This is a genomic window from Roseburia sp. 1XD42-34, assembly GCF_009917385.1.
Taxonomy (GTDB): Bacteria; Bacillota; Bacilli; order Bacillales; family Amphibacillaceae; genus Virgibacillus.
Genome location: NZ_QWLJ01000002.1, coordinates 215,409 through 235,100 on the forward strand (window position 1 = coordinate 215,409; position 19,692 = coordinate 235,100).

The 19,692-nt window shown below is 39.3% G+C and carries 13 protein-coding genes; 11 read left to right on the forward strand and 2 right to left on the reverse strand.

The annotated features are described in order from the left end of the window. The first annotated feature begins 99 nt into the window (after nt 1-99). From ilvD to ilvA, 9 genes are all read left to right on the forward strand, one after another. Nucleotides 100-1,785: a dihydroxy-acid dehydratase gene (gene ilvD / locus D1839_RS02005; protein WP_120378217.1), complete on the forward strand. Its 1,686-nt coding sequence runs from the start codon at nt 100-102 to the stop codon at nt 1,783-1,785. Between the two features lie 837 nt (nt 1,786-2,622). After that, a complete protein-coding gene (gene ilvB, locus D1839_RS02010) occupies nt 2,623-4,344 on the forward strand; it encodes an acetolactate synthase large subunit (RefSeq protein ID WP_120378218.1) in 1,722 nt (573 codons plus the stop codon). Further along, complete coding sequence (ilvN, locus tag D1839_RS02015; RefSeq protein ID WP_050352127.1) at nt 4,341-4,859, forward strand: acetolactate synthase small subunit; 519 nt, start codon at nt 4,341-4,343, stop codon at nt 4,857-4,859. The genes ilvB and ilvN overlap by 4 nt, the downstream gene beginning before the upstream one ends. Before the next feature lie 19 nt (nt 4,860-4,878). Next, nucleotides 4,879-5,922, forward strand: coding sequence for a ketol-acid reductoisomerase (gene ilvC / locus D1839_RS02020; protein ID WP_120378219.1), 1,044 nt, complete (start codon nt 4,879-4,881; stop codon nt 5,920-5,922). Further along, nucleotides 5,909-7,459 carry a 2-isopropylmalate synthase gene (locus D1839_RS02025; protein ID WP_120378220.1) on the forward strand — a complete coding sequence of 517 codons (1,551 nt, stop codon included), beginning with the start codon at nt 5,909-5,911 and terminating at the stop codon, nt 7,457-7,459. The genes ilvC and D1839_RS02025 overlap by 14 nt, the downstream gene beginning before the upstream one ends. 17 nt (nt 7,460-7,476) lie before the next feature. After that, complete coding sequence (gene leuB / locus D1839_RS02030) at nt 7,477-8,583, forward strand: 3-isopropylmalate dehydrogenase (RefSeq protein WP_120378221.1); 1,107 nt, start codon at nt 7,477-7,479, stop codon at nt 8,581-8,583. A gap of 18 nt (nt 8,584-8,601) precedes the next feature. Continuing rightward, entirely contained in the window at nt 8,602-10,014 is a 1,413-nt protein-coding gene (gene leuC, locus D1839_RS02035) for a 3-isopropylmalate dehydratase large subunit (RefSeq protein WP_120378222.1), read from the forward strand. Nucleotides 10,015-10,377: 363 nt separating this feature from the next. Beyond that, complete coding sequence (gene leuD / locus D1839_RS02040; protein WP_120378223.1) at nt 10,378-10,959, forward strand: 3-isopropylmalate dehydratase small subunit; 582 nt, start codon at nt 10,378-10,380, stop codon at nt 10,957-10,959. Between the two features lies 1 nt (nt 10,960). After that, nucleotides 10,961-12,010, forward strand: a complete 1,050-nt coding sequence (gene ilvA, locus D1839_RS02045; RefSeq protein WP_120378224.1) for a threonine ammonia-lyase — start codon at nt 10,961-10,963, stop codon at nt 12,008-12,010. Between the two features lie 180 nt (nt 12,011-12,190). On the opposite strand, the gene D1839_RS02050 is transcribed toward ilvA, so the two are convergent. After that, complete coding sequence (locus D1839_RS02050; protein ID WP_199689899.1) at nt 12,191-13,063, reverse strand: YitT family protein; 873 nt, start codon at nt 13,061-13,063, stop codon at nt 12,191-12,193. A 380-nt stretch (nt 13,064-13,443) separates the two neighbouring features. Beyond that, entirely contained in the window at nt 13,444-13,929 is a 486-nt protein-coding gene (locus D1839_RS02055) for a CoxG family protein (protein WP_120378225.1), read from the reverse strand. A 426-nt stretch (nt 13,930-14,355) separates the two neighbouring features. Here D1839_RS02055 and galE point away from each other — a divergent pair, with 426 nt between their 5' ends. Both galE and D1839_RS02065 read left to right on the forward strand, forming a co-directional pair. Continuing rightward, entirely contained in the window at nt 14,356-15,345 is a 990-nt protein-coding gene (galE, locus tag D1839_RS02060) for a UDP-glucose 4-epimerase GalE (RefSeq protein ID WP_120378226.1), read from the forward strand. 493 nt (nt 15,346-15,838) lie between these two features. Continuing rightward, nucleotides 15,839-19,681: an endo-alpha-N-acetylgalactosaminidase family protein gene (locus D1839_RS02065; protein WP_199689900.1), complete on the forward strand. Its 3,843-nt coding sequence runs from the start codon at nt 15,839-15,841 to the stop codon at nt 19,679-19,681. Nucleotides 19,682-19,692 lie beyond the last annotated feature (11 nt).

A 19,692-nucleotide genomic window follows, 5' to 3' on the forward strand; every position in this document is an offset into this window, starting at 1 on the left:
ATCAAGAGGAAATCCTCTTTTTCTTTACATCATTAAAAAAATACATTGAAGTATTTGATAATTAGGCATATAATAATCCGAAAGAAAGGTGGGGTTTCATTGGATAAAGATTTGCGAATTAAAAGTCATGTATTTAGTGATGGTGTCATGCGAGCGCCGAATCGGGCGATGCTGCGAGCTGTCGGTGTGTCAGATGATGATTTTAAAAAACCGATGATAGGGGTCGCCAGCACATGGAGTGAAGTAACCCCATGTAATATACATATCGATGAATTGGCTCGGCAGGCAAAAGAAGGGGCTCGAGAAGCGGGAGGAGTTCCATTAATTTTTAATACGATCACTGTTTCTGATGGCATCTCGATGGGAACACAAGGAATGCGTTATTCTTTGCCGAGTAGAGATTTGATTGGTGATTCCATTGAAACAGTTGTAGGTGCGGAAAACCTCGATGGTTTAGTAGCTATTGGCGGTTGTGATAAAAATATCCCTGGCTGTATGATTGCGATTGCTAACGCCCAAGTACCTGCCGTTTTTGTATATGGCGGAACAATTGCGCCAGGTTCCCTAAATGGTAAAGACATTGATTTAGTTTCGGTTTTTGAAGGGGTTGGTAAGCATAATAATGGTGCGATTAACGATAAAGAATTACGCCAAATAGAGTGTAGTGCTTGTCCTGGAGCAGGTTCATGCGGCGGGATGTATACGGCAAATACAATGGCTTCCGCTATAGAGGCTATCGGAATGAGTTTGCCAGGAAGTTCTTCCAACCCTGCGGAATCACCAGAAAAATCCAAAGATTGCGTCAAATCGGGAAAAGCAGTTTATCGTTTATTAGAAAAAGGAATTTATCCGCAAGATATTATGACTAAAGAAGCATTTGAAAATGCGATTACTGTTGTCATGGCACTAGGTGGATCAACCAATGCGATTTTGCATTTACTAGCTATTGCTCATGCTATCGAAGTTGATTTAACCATGGAAGATTTTAATCGTATTCAAGCTAAAACGCCACATTTAGCAGATTTAAAGCCAAGTGGCAAGTATGTGATGCAAGATTTACATCGTGTTGGTGGTGTACAAGCTGTAATGAAACTGCTTTATGAACATGGCTATTTGCATGGAGATTGTTTAACAGTAACGGGCAAAACCGTTGCGGAAAATATGCAGGAAGCACCTTCATTACAAGAAGGGCAAGAAATCATTATGCCGTTTGAAAATCCAAAACGTAAAGATGGTCCACTTATTGTGTTAAAAGGAAACCTTGCTCCAAGCGGTGCGGTTGCAAAAGTGTCTGGTGTGAAAGTAAGTCGTCATGTGGGACCTGCACGGGTTTTTAATACCGAAAAAGAAGCAACGGAAGCGGTCATGAATAATAAAATAAACGAAGGCGATGTACTTGTAATCCGGTATGTTGGACCAAAGGGCGGACCGGGGATGCCAGAAATGCTGTCTATTTCTGCTATTTTAGTAGGAAAAGGATTAGGGGAAAAGGTTGCTCTATTAACAGATGGTAGATTCTCTGGTGGAACCCATGGGTTGGTTGTTGGTCATATTGCACCTGAAGCACAGGATGGAGGGCCAATTGCTTTCTTACAAGAGGGTGATATGGTAACAATTGATTCTGACAAAAAGGAAATTTCCTTCTCGGTATCAGATCAAGAAATAAAGGAGAGAAAGAAACAGTGGGCGGCACCACCATTATACAAAAAAGGGGTATTAGGTAAATACGCACATAATGTGTCTTGTTCTTCATTGGGTGCTATTACAGATTATTTAAATAAATAATGTCGTTTAAAAATTAATATATTTGTTAAATAAAATTTTTCTGAGATTTACTAAAAGCGCCATATACGTTAAAGATATATTGCGCTTTATTTTTTTGCCTATAATTTTGTTATTTCAATGTTTTAACTGATATATCGTCTTTGTAAAGAAATTGTAATAAAAAGAGTAAAGTGAAGATTGATAATGCTGTAAGCGTATACAATAAGTCATTCAAATGCCAAATATCAAAAAACTTCAAAAAATCTGTTGACGCAATGATAAAAACAGTATATTATTAACGGCAATATCAAAAAAATAAATTTAAACAAACGAGAATTTTTAAAATTCAATGTTTCAAAGAAATGATGAATAATTACGGAACACGATGAAGGGAAAAAAGGAGTATAGGCATTGTATTCACAGAGATCCGGGGTTGCTGGAAGCCCGGAAATACAATATACTCTGACATCATCTCTGAGTGCTGGACTGAACGGGTGACTTAATAGGCCAGCCAGGTGCAAATGATATGTACCTGTTATCCAAAGGAGTATAGGTTATGTAGTTAGGGATTACAATAACCATTGGACTCGCTAAGTTAGTATTCGTGAGGATGCTAAAAATCTGGGTGGTACCGTGAATAGCAGACGCTTTTCTCCCCAATACTGTAATGAATATTGCAGACATATGGGGAGGAGGGCGTTTTTTATTATTTTGGTCTTCCTAATTAGTAAGCCAAACTAGAGCAGGTCCTACTCGTTCTGTCAAAAAGCAATGTATTAATATTTGAATAATCCAAAAATCTCTAAATATAGAGTCGGATTTTCTTATACTCATTCTGATCAAAGGAGGCACGTAGCAGTGAAAGTTGAGGCAAAGCAGGAAATGGAAAGCACAAAAAAATTAGTGACAGGTGCTGATGTGTTAATCGATGCTTTAGTTGAAGCGAAAGTTGATACTATTTTTGGTTACCCGGGTGGAGCTGTATTACCAATCTATGATGCTATTTATCGCAGTAATGCTCCATTTGAGCATGTTCTCTCCCGTCATGAACAAGGTTCCATTCATGCAGCAGAAGGGTATGCTCGAGTTACTGGGAAGCCAGGAGTTGTGATTGCGACATCTGGTCCAGGAGCCACCAATTTAGTAACTGGTATCACGGATGCCATGATGGATTCTTTACCAATTGTCATTTTTACAGGACAGGTAGCTAACAGCGTTATCGGAACGGATGCTTTTCAGGAAGCGGATGTCATGGGGATCACCACACCAATTACAAAGTATAATTATCAAGTAACGGATTTATTAGAGTTACCAAAAGTTGTTAAGGAAGCATTTCATATTGCTTCTACTGGCAGACCAGGTCCTGTAGTCATTGATATACCAAAGAATATTTCATCCCAGCTTTCTGATGCTGTGTACGATGATCACTTTATACTTCCTGGTTATCAACCAAATAAAAAACCGAATCCGTTACAGATTACGAAGCTTGCCGAAGCTTTAAATAAAGCTAAGCGACCATTAATATTAGCAGGTGCAGGAGTCGTTTTTGCAAAAGCCAGTGAACCATTAATTGCGTTTGCGGAAAAATTTAAACTTCCTGTAGCAAATACATTGTTAGGACTTGGCAGTTTTCCAGGATCACACGAACTATCACTTGGGATGGCTGGTATGCATGGGACTTACGCAGCTAATATGGCAATCTATGAATGTGATTTGTTAATTAATATCGGCGCTCGTTTTGACGACCGTTTGACTGGTAATTTAAATCATTTTGCCCCAGCAGCTAAAGTAGCTCATATTGATATCGATCCGGCGGAAATAGGTAAAAACGTACCAACGGAAATCCCAGTTGTAGCAGATGCAAAAGAGGCTTTACAAGCATTGCTTAATACTTCTGCAGAACCAGGCGATCAAGGATCATGGCGTGATCATTTAGCAACATATCAAAGGGAGTATCCACTTTGGTACGATCGATCGGAAGGATTTATTTCGCCACAGTGGCTAATTGAACAAGTGCACAAGCTGTCAAATGGCGAAGCAATTGTCACGACAGACGTTGGGCAACATCAAATGTGGGCAGCACAGTACTATCCATTTGAAAAGCCAAATCGCTGGGTTACCTCAGGTGGGCTCGGAACAATGGGCTTTGGTTTTCCGGCAGCGATTGGAGCACAACTTGGTGCTCCAGAAGAATTAGTTGTTTCTATTGTCGGGGATGGCGGATTTCAAATGACATTTCAAGAATTGTCGGTAGTAAAAGAAAAAAGTCTTCCGGTGAAAGTGATCATCGTTAATAATCAGGCTTTAGGGATGGTGAGGCAATGGCAGGAAAGCTTTTATGAAAAACGTTACTCGGAATCTCTATTTATGGAAAATCCAGACTTTGTCAAATTATCCGATAGTTATGGCATCCATGGTATGCGGGTTGAGAAAGAAAAAGATGTACCACAAGTATTACAAGAAGCGTTAACGTACGATGGTCCTGTTGTAGTTGATTGTCGTGTCGTACAGGAAACGTCTGTCTATCCAATGATTGCCCCTGGCAAGGGAATCCACGAAATGATCGGGGTGAGGAAATGAGGCGGATTATTACAGCAACGGTACAGAATCGAAGTGGTGTACTGAATCGAATTACAGGGATGTTGTATAGGCGACAATTCAATATTGAGAGTATTTCTGTAGGTGCGTCAGAGACAGAAGGGGTTTCTAAAATGACGTTCGTTGTAGAAATCGAGGATCATCAGAAGCTAGAACAGCTGACAAAGCAATTAAATAAGCAGATCGATGTACTAAAGGTTTCTGACATTACGGAAAAAGCGATTGTAGCAAGAGAATTAGCATTAATTAAAGTCGTTGGAAGCGGGCAGTTACGAGCGGAAATACAAGGAATCATTACACCGTTTCGTGCATCCGTTATCGATGTGAGCAGGGATAGCTTAACTATTCAAGTAACAGGAAGACCTGACAAAGTAGAAGCACTTATTTCTTTATTAAAACCATATGGAATTAAAGAATTAACAAGAACAGGTGTGACAGCATTTTTACGTGGACAGCAGCCAGCGCAAGTAACAGAACTGAATTCATTTACGATTTAATGAAAGGGAGGAAACAAACATGTCAAAAGTACTTTATGAGCAGGATGTAAACACAGAGGTTTTGAAGGATAAGCGAATTGCGATTGTCGGATATGGATCACAAGGTCATGCCCATGCCCTGAATTTAAGAGAAAGCGGCTTGGATGTTGTTGTAGGACTTAGACCTGGGAAGTCTCAAGTAAAAGCAGAAGAGGATGGGTTCACTGTCCTTTCCGTAGCTGAGGCTGTAAAACAGGCAGAAGTAGTTATGATCCTGTTGCCGGATGAGTTGCAAACAGCTGTATACAAAGAAAGCATTGAACCAAACTTGCAAGCGGGAAATGCACTTGCGTTTGCACACGGATTTAACATTCATTTTAGTCAAATCGTACCGCCGTCCCATGTCGATGTATTTCTCGTAGCACCGAAAGGACCAGGGCATTTAGTTCGCCGTACGTATGAAGAAGGAGCAGGAGTTCCAGCACTTTATGGCATTTATCAGGACGTTTCTGGAAAAGCAAAAGAAATTGCTTTGGCTTATGCACAAGGAATTGGTGCGGCTCGGGCTGGGGTGCTAGAAACGTCTTTTCAAGAAGAAACAGAAACGGATCTTTTTGGCGAGCAAGCTGTGCTATGCGGAGGAGTTACGAGCTTAATTAAAGCAGGGTTTGAAACATTAACAGAAGCAGGTTATCAGCCAGAAGTAGCCTATTTCGAATGCTTGCACGAGATGAAACTTATCGTTGATCTTCTTTATGAAGGTGGCTTGGAAAACATGCGTTATTCGATTTCGGATACGGCTCAATGGGGCGACTTCGTATCAGGTCCACGCGTAGTGAACGAAGAAACGAAAGCTAGAATGAAAGAAATTTTAACAGACGTCCAAACAGGTGCTTTTGCTAAAGGTTGGATTTTAGAGAATCAGGCGAATCGTCCACAGTTTAATGCAATTAATGCAAAAGAGAATCAGCACCCAATTGAACAGGTAGGAAAGGAGTTACGAGCATTAATGCCTTTTGTTTCAGAACCGTTACAAGCGAAGCAAAATAAACAAAAGGATGTGCATGTTCATGTTACGAATTAACATATTTGATACCACACTTCGAGATGGAGAACAGTCACCTGGTGTCAATCTGAACAAATTGGAAAAATTAGAAATCGCGAAACAGTTAGAGCGGTTAGGCGTTGATCGGATGGAGGCAGGATTTCCTGCTTCCTCTGAAGGCGATTTTCAAGCAGTTAAGTCCATTGCGGATACGATTAAAAACACCTCCGTCACTGCTTTGGCACGAACAGTAAAATCCGATATTGACATTGCATGGGAAGCGTTAAAAGAGGCAGATGAACCTTGTATTCATATCTTTTTAGCGACATCCCCCATCCATATGACGTATAAGCTAAAAAAAACTCCTGATGAAGTGATTGCAACAGCAAAAGAAATGGTTGCTTATGCAAAGGAAAAATTTCCACAAGTACAGTGGTCAGCAGAAGATGCGTCACGTTCTGATTGGAGCTTTCTAGCACAAATCATTGAAAAAGTGATTGATGCTGGGGCTACAGTGATTAATTTGCCAGATACAGTTGGTTATACAACGCCCAAAGAATATGGAGATATGTTTCAGTTTATTCGCTCAAATGTCCCAAATATCAATAAAGCTATCCTCTCCTGTCATTGTCATAATGATCTTGGTATGGCAGTTGCGAATTCAATTGCTGCTGTTGAAAATGGGGCAACACAAATTGAAGGAACCATGAATGGGATTGGGGAACGAGCCGGTAATGCTTCCTTGGAAGAGATTGCTGTTGCTCTAAAAATTCGTTCCGACTTTTATCCGTATCAAACGAACTTGAAATTACAAGAAATTAAAAGAACGAGTGATATGGTGGCAAAATTGACAGGAATGTATATCCAAGCAAATAAGGCGATCGTTGGAAGAAATGCGTTTGCACATGAATCAGGAATTCACCAGGATGGCGTGTTAAAGCATGCTTCCACGTATGAAATCATTACTCCTGAACTAGTAGGTGTCCATGCAAATACGTTGTTTTTAGGAAAACATTCTGGTCGTCATGCTTTTAAAGATAAGCTTAAGGAACTAGGTATGGAGCTATCAGAGGAAAATATTAAAAAAGCGTTTGAGTCGTTTAAGCGATTAACTGACCATAAAAAAGAAGTAACCGATGATGACATTTTTACGATTGTAACTGAAATCCAGACAAATACGTCTGCAGTGGATAAATATTCGTTGGAAATGTTTCAACTGCAATATGGATCCAATAATATCCCGACAGCTGCCATTGAGTTAAGAACACCTTCGGGAAAAAAGGTGAAAACCGCATGTACGGGTCAAGGAAGTGTAGAAGCATTGTATAAGACGTTAGAAGCGCTAACCGAGGAAGAAACAAGATTAATTGATTATCAAATTAACTCTGTTGGCGGCGGAAAAGATGCATTAGCAGAATCACGTGTTCAACTAAAGGTTAATGGAGAAACCGTTAATGGCAGAGGTTCAGCACAAGATGTGATGGAGGCTTCCGTGCAAGCATATTTAAATGCAGTGAATCGGTATATTATTCAACGGGTGAATGCAGGGAAGAAAGAAATTGTGAAATCTCATTAGAAAAGGGGAAAGGATGTATGAATAAGCAGATTGTTGTTCTTCCTGGTGACGGAATTGGCAAAGAAATTATGAATTCTGCTGTACGTGTCCTACAAGTGATTGCAGAAAATTTTAACCATCATTTTACCTTTTCCGAGCAGCTTATAGGAGGTGCTGCGATTGATCAAGGTCAATTGCCATTGCCGCAAGCGACGATTAAAGCTTGCAAAAAAGCAGATGCAGTTTTACTAGGTGCAGTTGGAGGTAAAAAATGGGATTCACTACCTGGAGACCAACGTCCAGAAAAGGGGTTATTGAGTATTCGTAAAGAGTTAGGCTTATTTGCCAATTTACGGCCGATTAAAGCGTTTCGTCCATTACTTCATGCATCCCCATTAAAGGAAGAACTTGTTAATGGGAGTGATATTCTCATTATTCGTGAATTGACAGGTGGGTTATATTTTGGTGAGCCGAAAAAAAGAATCCCGGAAGAAAATGCCGTCGTTGATACGTTATATTATACCCAACAAGAGATAGAGCGAATTATTGATAAAGCTTTTCAAACCGCGAGAACACGAAGGAAGCATGTAACCTCTGTGGATAAAGCGAATGTGTTGGAGTCAAGCAGGATGTGGCGAGAGATGGTAGAAGAAAAGAGCAAAGCATACCCAGATGTCACTGTTAACCATCTACTTGTAGACGCTGCAGCCATGAAGTTAATTACGAATCCAAAGCAATTTGATGTCATCGTCACAGAAAATATGTTTGGCGATATTTTAAGTGATGAAGCGTCTGTTCTGACTGGATCGTTAGGCATGCTCCCTTCCGCCAGTGTTCGAACAGACGGGGTAGGCCTATATGAACCTGTTCATGGCTCTGCACCTGATATTGCTGGAAAAGGGATTGCAAATCCGCTCGGCATGCTTCTTTCTGCCAGTTCCATGCTACGTCAATCCTTTGGGATGGAACAGGAAGCAGACGAGATCGAAAGCGCCATTCAAACGACACTAGAACAGGGCTACCATACACCTGATTTAATGATTAAAAATGGCACTGTTGTCGGTACAGTGGAAATGACAGACTTGGTAATTGGAAACTTAGCGACGAATGAAGCATCAAAGTGTATTTGTAATTCCTATGCATAATGTAGAGGAGGTGGAAAATTGGAAAAGGCAAAAACGATTATCGAGAAAATTTGGGAGCAGCATACCGTTCATCGGGAAACAGGGAAACCAGATTTGTTGTATATTGATTTGCATTTAATTCATGAAGTAACTTCCCCACAGGCCTTTGAAGGACTGCGAATAAATAATCGACAAGTACGACGTCCAGATTTGACATATGCCACCATGGATCATAATGTGCCAACGAAGGATAGGGATGTTATTAAGAATGCTGTTTCTCGTAAACAGATGGAAACATTGCGGCGAAACTGTATGGAAAACAATATTCCTTTAGCCGATATGTTTCATCCTGATCAGGGGATTGTCCATGTAATTGGTCCGGAGCTAGGCTTAACGCAACCTGGGAAAACGATTGTTTGCGGGGATAGTCATACGTCCACACATGGTGCTTTTGGTGCACTTGCATTTGGAATTGGCACGAGTGAAGTAGAGCACGTCTTAGCTACACAAACCATATGGCAGGAGAAGCCAAAAACATTAAATGTTCATGTAGAAGGAGATTTGGGGCCAGGTGTCACTGCCAAAGATTTAATTTTAGCAATAATCGCTAAGTTTGGTGTTCGTTTCGGAACGGGTTACGTTATAGAGTATACGGGTGAAGCGATCCGAAATCTATCCATGGAGGGGCGGATGACAATTTGCAATATGTCGATTGAAGCTGGAGCGCGTGCAGGATTGATTAGCCCCGACGAAACGACGGTAGAGTATTTGCGAGGAAGAGCACATGTACCACAAGGAGAGGAATTTGCAAAAGTAGCTCAACAATGGCTCGCTTTAGCTACAGACGACGGGGCAGAATACGATCATTATGTGAGCATTCGTGGGGATGAAGTGGAGCCACAAGTAACATGGGGAACCAATCCTTCCATGTGTGTACCTGTAAGTGGTTCGACTCCGAGGATAGACGAAACAGCGTATCCAGAAGATGTGAAGCGGGCACTTGATTATATGGGGTTGTCTGAAAATCAGCCGATTTCATCGATTCATATTGACCATGTTTTTATCGGCTCATGTACAAATTCTCGGTTAAGCGATTTGCAAAAAGCAGCCTCCATTGTAAAAGGCAAAAAAGTGCATCCAGAAGTACGGGCAATCGTTGTACCAGGTTCATTCAGTACAAAATTGCAGGCAGAGGAGCAGGGAATTGATAAAATTTTCCTGGAAGCAGGGTTTGAATGGCGTGATGCCGGGTGTAGCATGTGCTTGGCTATGAACGATGATGTTGTTCCCCCAGGCGGGCGTTGTGCTTCTACCTCCAATCGGAATTTTGAAGGCAGACAGGGAAATGGAGCTAGGACTCATCTTGTCAGTCCAGAGATGGCAGCCATAGCTGCGATTGAAGGACACTTTGTAGATGTACGTGATTATGCAAGTGCGAAAATTACTTTATAAAATGGAAACTGCTGTAAGAAATTCACCGGCATTGGTAATAGGCTAACTTCATCAATTGCACAGCGTTAAAAAGAAAAGGCGCTCTTTTATCCGGTATGTAATGGCAGTAAGACCTACTGCCATTACATGCTCCTGAGGTAAACCTGGGAGGATAAATAGAGAGGAGCTACCTGCAAGTCGAATACTCGATTCTGTTCTGTATCTTAAGGTCATACATTCGCGGTACTAGTCGTCAGCGGTAAAAAGTCTCTGCCAATTGAAGAGGCACTTTAATGACTAAGAAACGACGGAAATAATGTCCGATAGTTTTGCGTAAATCAGGCATTCGAAGCAGTGAAAATTTACGAAGAAGGAGGGGAAGCAATGGAAGTCATCCAAAGGCATAAAGGATTGGTATATCCCTTGAACCGAACAAATGTAGATACGGATCAAATTATTCCCAAGCAATTTTTAAAGCGGATTGAACGAACAGGGTTTGGGCAATATCTCTTCTATCATTGGCGCTTTGATGATGATGGAAAGTTGCGTAAAGGCTTTAATCTAAATGAGAAACGCTACGAACACGCCTCGATTTTACTAGCAGGCGAAAATTTTGGGTGTGGATCTTCTAGGGAGCATGCTCCGTGGGCTTTGTTAGACTATGGTTTTCGCGTTATTATAGCGCCGAGTTTTGCAGATATTTTTTATAATAATGCTTTAAAAAACGGCATAATTGTTATTCAGGTTACCGAAGAGCAGGCGAATCAATGGATGAAAAAAGCCGATCAGCAAGCACTTATATTAGATGTAGACTTGGAGAATCAGCAAATTACCGAGCAAGATATGGTCTATCCATTTGAAATTCCTTCTTATCATAAGGAAAAATTAATCAATGGTTGGGACGATATTGCGTTAACTCTACAACTCAAAGAAAAAATTGCGCAGTATGAAGAAAGTATGAGCTAAAATGAAACTTACAAAAGAGGAAAATGATAGTTTCCATAAGGAGTGTGGAGAGATTGGGGATTGCTTAACAGGCGAAAAGGTATATAATGCGTTGCAGCGACTTGCTCCGCTTGTTCATCGAACACCTTTATTAACATCACAAACGACAAATAATTTTTTAGGGAAACATGTTTATTTTAAAATGGAGAATCAGCAGAAAACAGGTGCTTTTAAATTTAGAGGTGCTACATTCAAATTAATGCAGTTAAAGAAACGACAATTGGATAAGGGCGTTATCACGGCTTCAGCTGGAAACCATGCTCAAGGAGTAGCTTATGCGGCTGCTAAGTTAGGGGCAAAAGCAACCATTTTTATGGCTGAGAAAACACCACTAGCAAAAGTAAATGCAACGCGTAATTATGGAGCTCAAGTCGTTTTATCTGGAGAAACTTTTCAAGAAGCGTATGAAGCTTCTCTTCAACATCAATTGCAGACAGGAGCTGAATACATTCACCCCTTTGACGATTATGATGTTATGGCTGGTCAAGGTACAATTGCGATGGAATTATTGCGACAAGAGGATCGCATTGATACTATATTGGTTCCAATAGGTGGTGGTGGATTAATTAGCGGAATCGCTGTTGCAGCAAAACATGTAAATCGTAACATGAAAATTATTGGTGTACAGGCTGAAGGGGCTGACGCTATTTATAAAAGTTATCATACTGGTAGAATAGAAAATCTTCACTCTGTTCATACCATTGCAGAGGGAATTGCAGTCAAAAAACCAGGTGAACGAACGTTACCAATCATTCGAGAATATGTGGATGATATCGTAACTGTTTCAGACGAAACCATTGCCTCAGCTATTGTTTATATGCTGGAACGAAATAAAACATTGATGGAGGGAGCGGGAGCTGCGGCAATTGCTGCCTTATTCGCCCATAACAAGCAGATTAACTCCCGACATTGTGGCGTCGTTGTAAGTGGAGGAAATATGGATATTAGTACCATGCCTAAAATACAACAGCTGGCTGAAAAATCATCCAACCGCGAGCTTGTTTATTCATAATAAACCGGATAACCAAGTGCACGTCACTGGCGGCTAAAAACAAGTGGCGAGGCTGGGATATAAGTAAATACGATATAGCAAAAGCCGAACAATCCATTTATCACATTGTTCGGCTTATTTGTATTAATTTTTATGTCAACATACTTCGCTTTTCGCAGGTCTCTTCAGCTTCCTCTGGGGCTAAAGCTTCTGCCCATAATACTTATCAAGAGAAAATCCTCGACCTAATATTTCAGAGGCATTTAAGAAGATAACAAACGAATCGGTTTCTTCGCGTTGCAGAATCTTTTTTAAATGAACTGCTTCTTGTTGTTCAGCAACGCACAGAATCATTGTCTTCTTTTTATCAGAGTAACCGCCAATCGATCGAACTTTTGTTAAACCTCGATCCAATTCCTTACGAATCAGTGATTGAATTCGTTCTTCGTTATCCGTAATAACCATGATCAATTTTGTAGCCGATGTTTGTAGCTGAACGATATCGATCGTTTTACTTGTAATATAAATACACATTAAGGCAAACAGTGTTAATTCCAAGTTGAATACGACAATAGAAGAAATGACTACTAAGCCATCAACGATTAATTGAGAGTAGCCGCTGGATAAGCCTGTAAACTTCTTTACAATTTGTGCAATAGCAGCTGTACCGCCAGTCGAGCCATTCCCTTTATACACAATGCCTAAGCCAGCGCCCAAGATAATCCCACCATAGATCGCACTAAGTAAAGGATTTGTTAAAGTTATTGGGGTATCTGCACTTAACCAGATAATGAACGGGACCCAAAATGTACCTACTAACGTTTTCCAACTAAAATCTTTTCCTAACGCTATCCAGCCGATAACAAAAATCGGAATATTAATTAAAAATTGAACCGTAGCTGGGCTAATTTGATATAATTCAAAAAGAATCGTACTAACACCCGATATGCCACCTGCTGCTAATTTAGCAGGTAGTAAAAAGATATTATAAGCTAAACCTACCAGTGTAGCACCAATAATAATTTGTGAATATGCGAGTACTGTTGGATTCATTTTTTTTGTAATTGTCGTCATTTACATAATTCCCTCTCTTTAAAAAGCAAAGTAACACGGATATCATTCTAACATGAAGGATATAGACTGTCGACTTTGGTTTATAGAAAGGTAGGAAAATATGGACGAGCTGAACTAGTATGATAGTCAGACCTAGCAAAGAACTAGTGTAAATTTCAAAAACGTACACAAGTTTCTTCGCTAATCACTATAGTTTATCCTGTATAGGGTGCTGTAAAGTACGCGACTTTAGAAGTCGGATAATCTGTGTACTGCAACAAGTCTAATAAGGAGATAACAGCATCTAAATGTCCGATTTCGTAAGTGGCCTTTACGTCATACTCTTGGGCTACTAATAAGTCGTGGGGTGATTGACAACCCCCACTGCTGGAAGGTTCATTTTATAGGGAATAGGCAATAGCAGATGGCTTTTTTGTTTGCATTTGCAAAATCATATTATCGATAAAATGGCTCGTTAATTTTGGTAAAAACGCTCGTAAAGAACCATTTACCATTTTCCCGGCTAAGCCTTTTGCGGTAATCGTAAGTGAGAAAATGATAATTGTTTCGCTGTTACTCAGCTTGTTTGCACAAACAGTCCCTTTGCCTGTAAGCTGTTTATTGCTACTAGATAATGTGAATGCAATCTTGTTCGGCTCCGCCCACTCTGTAATCATGACAGTTAAATGAACGGTTTTTTGAAAGGTTCCGACTTTTCCCCTACAAACCCAGATGGACTTTTCATGATCGATCATTTTATGTTGTTCATATCCGGGAACCAATGGTGCCCAGTTATTAAGATCACTGATAAATCTCCAAATGTCTTCTATGTTCATGGTGATATTTCTTTTACAAATGGTGTTAGGCAATGCATTATTCCTCCTCATTTTGTTTTTACTCCTGCACCCAATGATATATATGCATCAAACAGAGAATTAGAAGTATATATTTTAAAATGGGAGCTGATCTTTGTAAAATCCAATTATTAAGAAAGATAAACAGCGATCTGTATGCTTTTGTGATTAGGAAAGTGGAAATGCTTCTAGTATAAATAAAGAACTATGTTGTTTGTAGAAACTAAAGCAATTTAAGGTGATAGGTGAAATATCTCTAAAGAAGATTTATAATGAAAACGTGTACGTCAAGAAAGGTGTTCAAAAAAATCGGTTAAATTAGTCGGTTGAAGGTAATAGAAGGTTAATTTACCAAAAACTATACGATACATGCGTATAATAAAGAAAAAATAAGATAGCTTTTTAACTGGTTTATCTTCTTTTTTGAACACATATTTCATACAAAAGGAGAGAATGAGTATGAGTATATTGGTGTTAGGCGGCGCTGGCTATATCGGCTCACATGCGGTATATCAATTAATGGATAAAGGGGAAGAAGTAGTTGTTGTAGATAATTTAGAAACCGGTCATCTAGGAGCGATTCATCCAAAAGCCACGTTTTATCAAGGGGATATCCGTAACCAGGATTTTTTACGAACGGTTTTCGCTAACGAATCGATTGAGGCTGTTATTCATTTTGCTGCCAATTCCCTTGTCGGCGAATCGATGGAAAAACCTTTGAAATACTTTGATAATAATGTGTACGGTACACAAGTTTTATTACAAGTCATGACAGAATATGACGTGAAGCAGATTGTCTTTTCATCTACAGCTGCTACATATGGGGAGCCAGAAGCAGTGCCAATAACTGAAACCATGCCTACCAATCCGACAAGCACTTATGGGGAAACGAAACTGACGATGGAAAAGCTGATGAAATGGACAGAAAAAGCGCATGGAACAAACTATGTATCGTTAAGATATTTTAATGTTGCGGGCGCCCGTGAAACTGGAGAAATTGGCGAAGATCATCAACCGGAAACACATTTGATCCCTATTGTGTTGCAAACAGCTTTAGGACAGCGTGATCATATAACCATCTTTGGGGATGATTATGATACGGAAGATGGTACATGTATTCGTGATTATATTCACGTAGAAGATTTAATTGCTGCCCATTTGCTTGCTTTAGATTACTTGCAACGCGGTGGAGAAAGTAATGTATTCAATTTAGGAAGCAGTCAAGGATTTTCAGTAAAAGAAATTATTCATACTGCAAGAGAAGTAACAGGTAAAGTAATACCTGCGCAAATCGGTAAAAGGCGAGCTGGTGATCCGAGTGCATTAATTGCTACCTCGGAAAAAGCTAAAAGAATATTAGGCTGGAATCCTGAGCGCACGTTAATAACCAAAATTATTCAAGATGCCTGGAACTGGCATGTTGGTCATCCAAATGGATATGAAAATTAAGGTAAATCAATGTTGAAATTCGGTCGTGTACATGTCAGGTTGTTTTAGACAAGTACACGATTTTTTATTAAGATAGGAAACTACAAGCGTTGCATAAAAATAACTGTAGAAGTGCCTTTCCATACTAAAAGATAAAATTTTTTGTGATGGCATCAACTGCGAGTCAAGCTGCTTTAACGAATTACCTATAAGATGAAGAAAAAAATCGGGCTATTTGTAGATTCATTTCATGAAATAGCTATACTTTCTATGCGAAAAATTCGCATTTGCTATGTGAAAAAATTTGCTCTACTAGCAGCAAATAACAACAACAATTCATGTAATTCTTTTGGACTAGAAGGGGAGAGATAATAGTTCTTTAATCGTGGTTTTTTCAGATAAAAACAATATTTATAAAAAATCAAACAACATCCCTATTGTGTAAGCGTTTTACTAAGAATAGTCTTAACATAGTGCTAGTACAAGCATAGACATTTAGAGGAGGTTGGCTATTTTGGGTAAAAGTTTGCAAACGGAACTAGTTATTTTTCTTACTGTGTTGATGTTGGTATTTGCAGGGTTAACAAGTATTTATCCATCTAGAGTTATGGCTCAACAATTGGATACAGGAACAGATGAAAAGGCTGAAGAAACTAACAAGTCATCTAATGTTGAGCGGCGAGCTGAAGCAGTTGAAATTACAGACACAAAGCTAGAAGAAGGAGACTTTGAAATTTTGCAAGGAGATGGAACGCTTACGTATAACAGTGATGGATCTGTAACGTACGGTGTAACATCATACCAAAAAAACAAAATTGTCTATCATAATATGCCTACAATAAAGGACGGTATTTTTGAGGCAGATATTACAGCCGATACAGACTTAAAACGTTTTGGCTTTATTTATCGGGTTCAAGATGCTTCTGCTTATACGTATGTTGGGACTGGAGATAACAATGATCAGTATTTTAGTGAAGTGTTCGGTCCTGCTAATAAATGGACTTCTATGACAAGCAGCCTACCATTGGAAGCGAATAAAACATATAAACTTCGTGTCAAATTTATCGATGATACAGCAAGTTTATATATCAATGGTAAAAAAATAGGCTCTTGGGTACAACCAGAAGGCGTGGATTCTCCAGGTTTACTAGGTTTTGAAAAAAGTCGTGGTGAGGCAAATATAACGATATCAAATGTAAAAATTCAAGAATATGTGCCACCAAAGCCACCGAGTGAGGAACCTGTATTAGAAACGTTACGCTCAGACTATATGAATGTAACTGTAGATGAGGTATATCCTCGAGTGGTCAAATATGATGTAGACGGAAAAATCATGCATGGGCAAGAAACACCTGTATATGGATTAAAGATAAATAATATGCTTTACTATCCGAAAGTACAGTTTGAAAAGGTAAGTAAGAATGAAGCTGTTTATTCCCTTCAAGTACAAGATGAACATGAGGATCTTGACGTTAATATGAAGCTTTCATTAAAAGTAGACGATAATCAAGTTATTTACCAAGTACAGGAGGTAGATTCCAAAACAGATGTCCATGTTGAAACAATAGAATTTGCTAACTTGAATTTTATTTCTGTGAATGATACACAAAAAGACGCAGAGGCAAAGCTAACGAATTTAAGTAGTGATGTAACAAAATTAGGAGATGTTACTGTAAAAGTAGATTCCGCTATGAAAGGTATTGGAACAAAAGCTGGATACTACACTGCATTTTTGTCGACTAATGAACTTAGTGCAGGCGTATGGTCGAGCTCAGAAGTAAATGGTTATCGAAATCTTATTGCACGGCACTATGAAAATGATAACGGTAACAAGGCTGTGGGAATTGGCTCAAATACTTTATATTATCACCGCGACTTTATGGAGCAACCTTCTTCTAATACGCCAACAGTTAAAGTGGTTATCGCAGAAAATATCAATGGAGATAATCAAGTTAATTGGCAGGATGCAGCGATTGAATACCGAGATTTACTTCCCGAAGTAGAAGGTGCTGAAACGGTTAATAATACAGTAGGGACCAGAATTGCAATGAACTTTGGCTCTCACGCTCAACAACCATTTTTAAAAACATTGGATAATGTGAAAAAAGTTGCATTAGCAACGGATGGACTTGGACAAGCAGTTCTATTAAAAGGCTACGCTAACGAAGGACATGATAGCGGTCATCCAGATTACGGCGATGTTGGTGAAAAGATGGGTGGTATAAAAGATATCAACACACTTATCAAAGAAGGAAAGAAGTACAATGCTGATTTTGGAGTGCATATTAATGCCCAAGAAGCTTATCCTGAAGCAAAATCGTTCAGTGAAACACTCATTAATGGACCAGATGCAAAAGGGTGGGGCTGGTTAGATCAGTCATACACGATTGATAAATTAAAAGATCTATACACCGGTTCACGAGCGAAGCGCTTAGATGAACTGAAGGAAAACGTCCCCCATTTAGATTTTATTTATTTGGATGTATGGTATCAGGATCAATGGGAATCAAACCGAGTAGCTGAGCAATTTGCGGATCGAGGCTGGAGAATGACAACAGAATTTGGAACAGCTATTGCTAATCATTCAACTTGGCAGCACTGGGCTACTGATAAAAATTATGGTGGACCAACTGATAAAGGGATTAATTCAGAAGTACTTCGATTTATTAGCAACCATCAAAAGGATTCGTGGGTATTGAATTGGCCAGAAGCTGGTGGAACAGCAGATCATCCATTGCTTGGTGGCTTTGAGCTAGCTGGCTTTGAAGGATGGCAATCCGATAAAAACTTTGACCAATTTATTAAAATGACATTTGATACAAACGTCCCGACTAAATTCTTACAAAAATACTACGTAATGAACTGGGAAACGACAAATGGTGATCCCGCAAAAACGAACTTAGAAAAGGAAATTACATTGAATGATCCTAGCAACGGCGATATAGTAAAAGTAACGAGGAAGGACAACTCCAGAGAACGAATGATAACGCTTAACGGTCAAGTTGTTTTGGATGGTCACACCTATTTATTGCCTTGGGTAGAGCAGGATTTCGAAACCCCAACACCAGATTCACAGAAATTGTATCACTGGAATTTGGAAGGAGGTAAAACAACCTGGAAACTGCCTGATGAATATAAGCATGCTTCTAAGATATATGTTTATAAATTAACCGATCAAGGCAGAGCAAAAAAGCAAAAGGTCCAAGTCGAAAATAATACAATCACATTAAACGCTGAGCCAGCAACGCCGTATGTTCTTGAGGCAAAGCAAACAAAAGGTGTTCAAGTGAAAGAGTGGAGTGAAACTGCACATGTTAGTGATACAGGCTTCAATGCTGGAACTTTGAAAACGAAGCATACGAAGGTTTCAGGCGATAAAAAATCAGTTAATGTGAAACGAACAGATCAAAGAGGTAGTCAACGGAATTTAAGCAGTGGCGATTACTATTTGCAATTTACAAACCCAACCATAGACTCTAAAGTAACGAAGAAAATTAGTAATTTAGAGCCGGGAAAAGATTATGTTGCAGAAGTTTATGTAGAAAATAATAGTGACGTAAAAGCAGGTATTCAAATTGAAGGTAGTAAGCAGAAAAATGTAGAGAATTATACGTATCGTAGCTTGCAAAAAAATTATGTGAAAGCTGATTCCCATGCCACTAACGACGGATATAATAGCAAGATGCAGCGTATGCAAGTAGCATTTACAGCAGAAAAATCAGCTGCGAAATTGATCTTAAGTCGAGAAGCTGGAGAAGGAATTACGAAATTTGATGATATTCGCATTGTCCAAAAAAACTTGAATAACTGGCCAACTGCAAATATGTTTAAACAAGATTTCGAATCTGTTGCGCAAGGTATTTATCCGTTCGTCGTTGGTAATACAGAAGGCGTTGAAGATAACCGAGTTCATTTGTCTCAGCTTCATGCCCCATATACACAAAAAGGCTGGGCAGGCAAAAAAGTAGTCGATGATGTATTAGCTGGAAATTGGTCGCTGAAAGTAAATACAGGTAATAAAGGTCTCGTGTATCGTACCATACCGCAACATTTCCATTTTGAAGCGGGAAAAACGTATAAAGTAACGTTTGATTATCAAACAACATCCAACTCTTATCGATTTATCTCTGGTAATAAGGCAATTGATGTTCGTGACATTAATAAAGCGGAAGGGATTCAAGTAAATGAAAAATTATTGTCAGCAAACCATACAAAAACAGTAACCTTTACCGTAAAAGGGTCAGATAATTACCAAACGTATATCGGGATTTTTAATGACGGTACATCATTAAATGGGGATACTGGAGAAGGTACATTTTTGCTGGATAATTTACGAATTGAAACCGTAGAGGAATAGAGATAAATGAA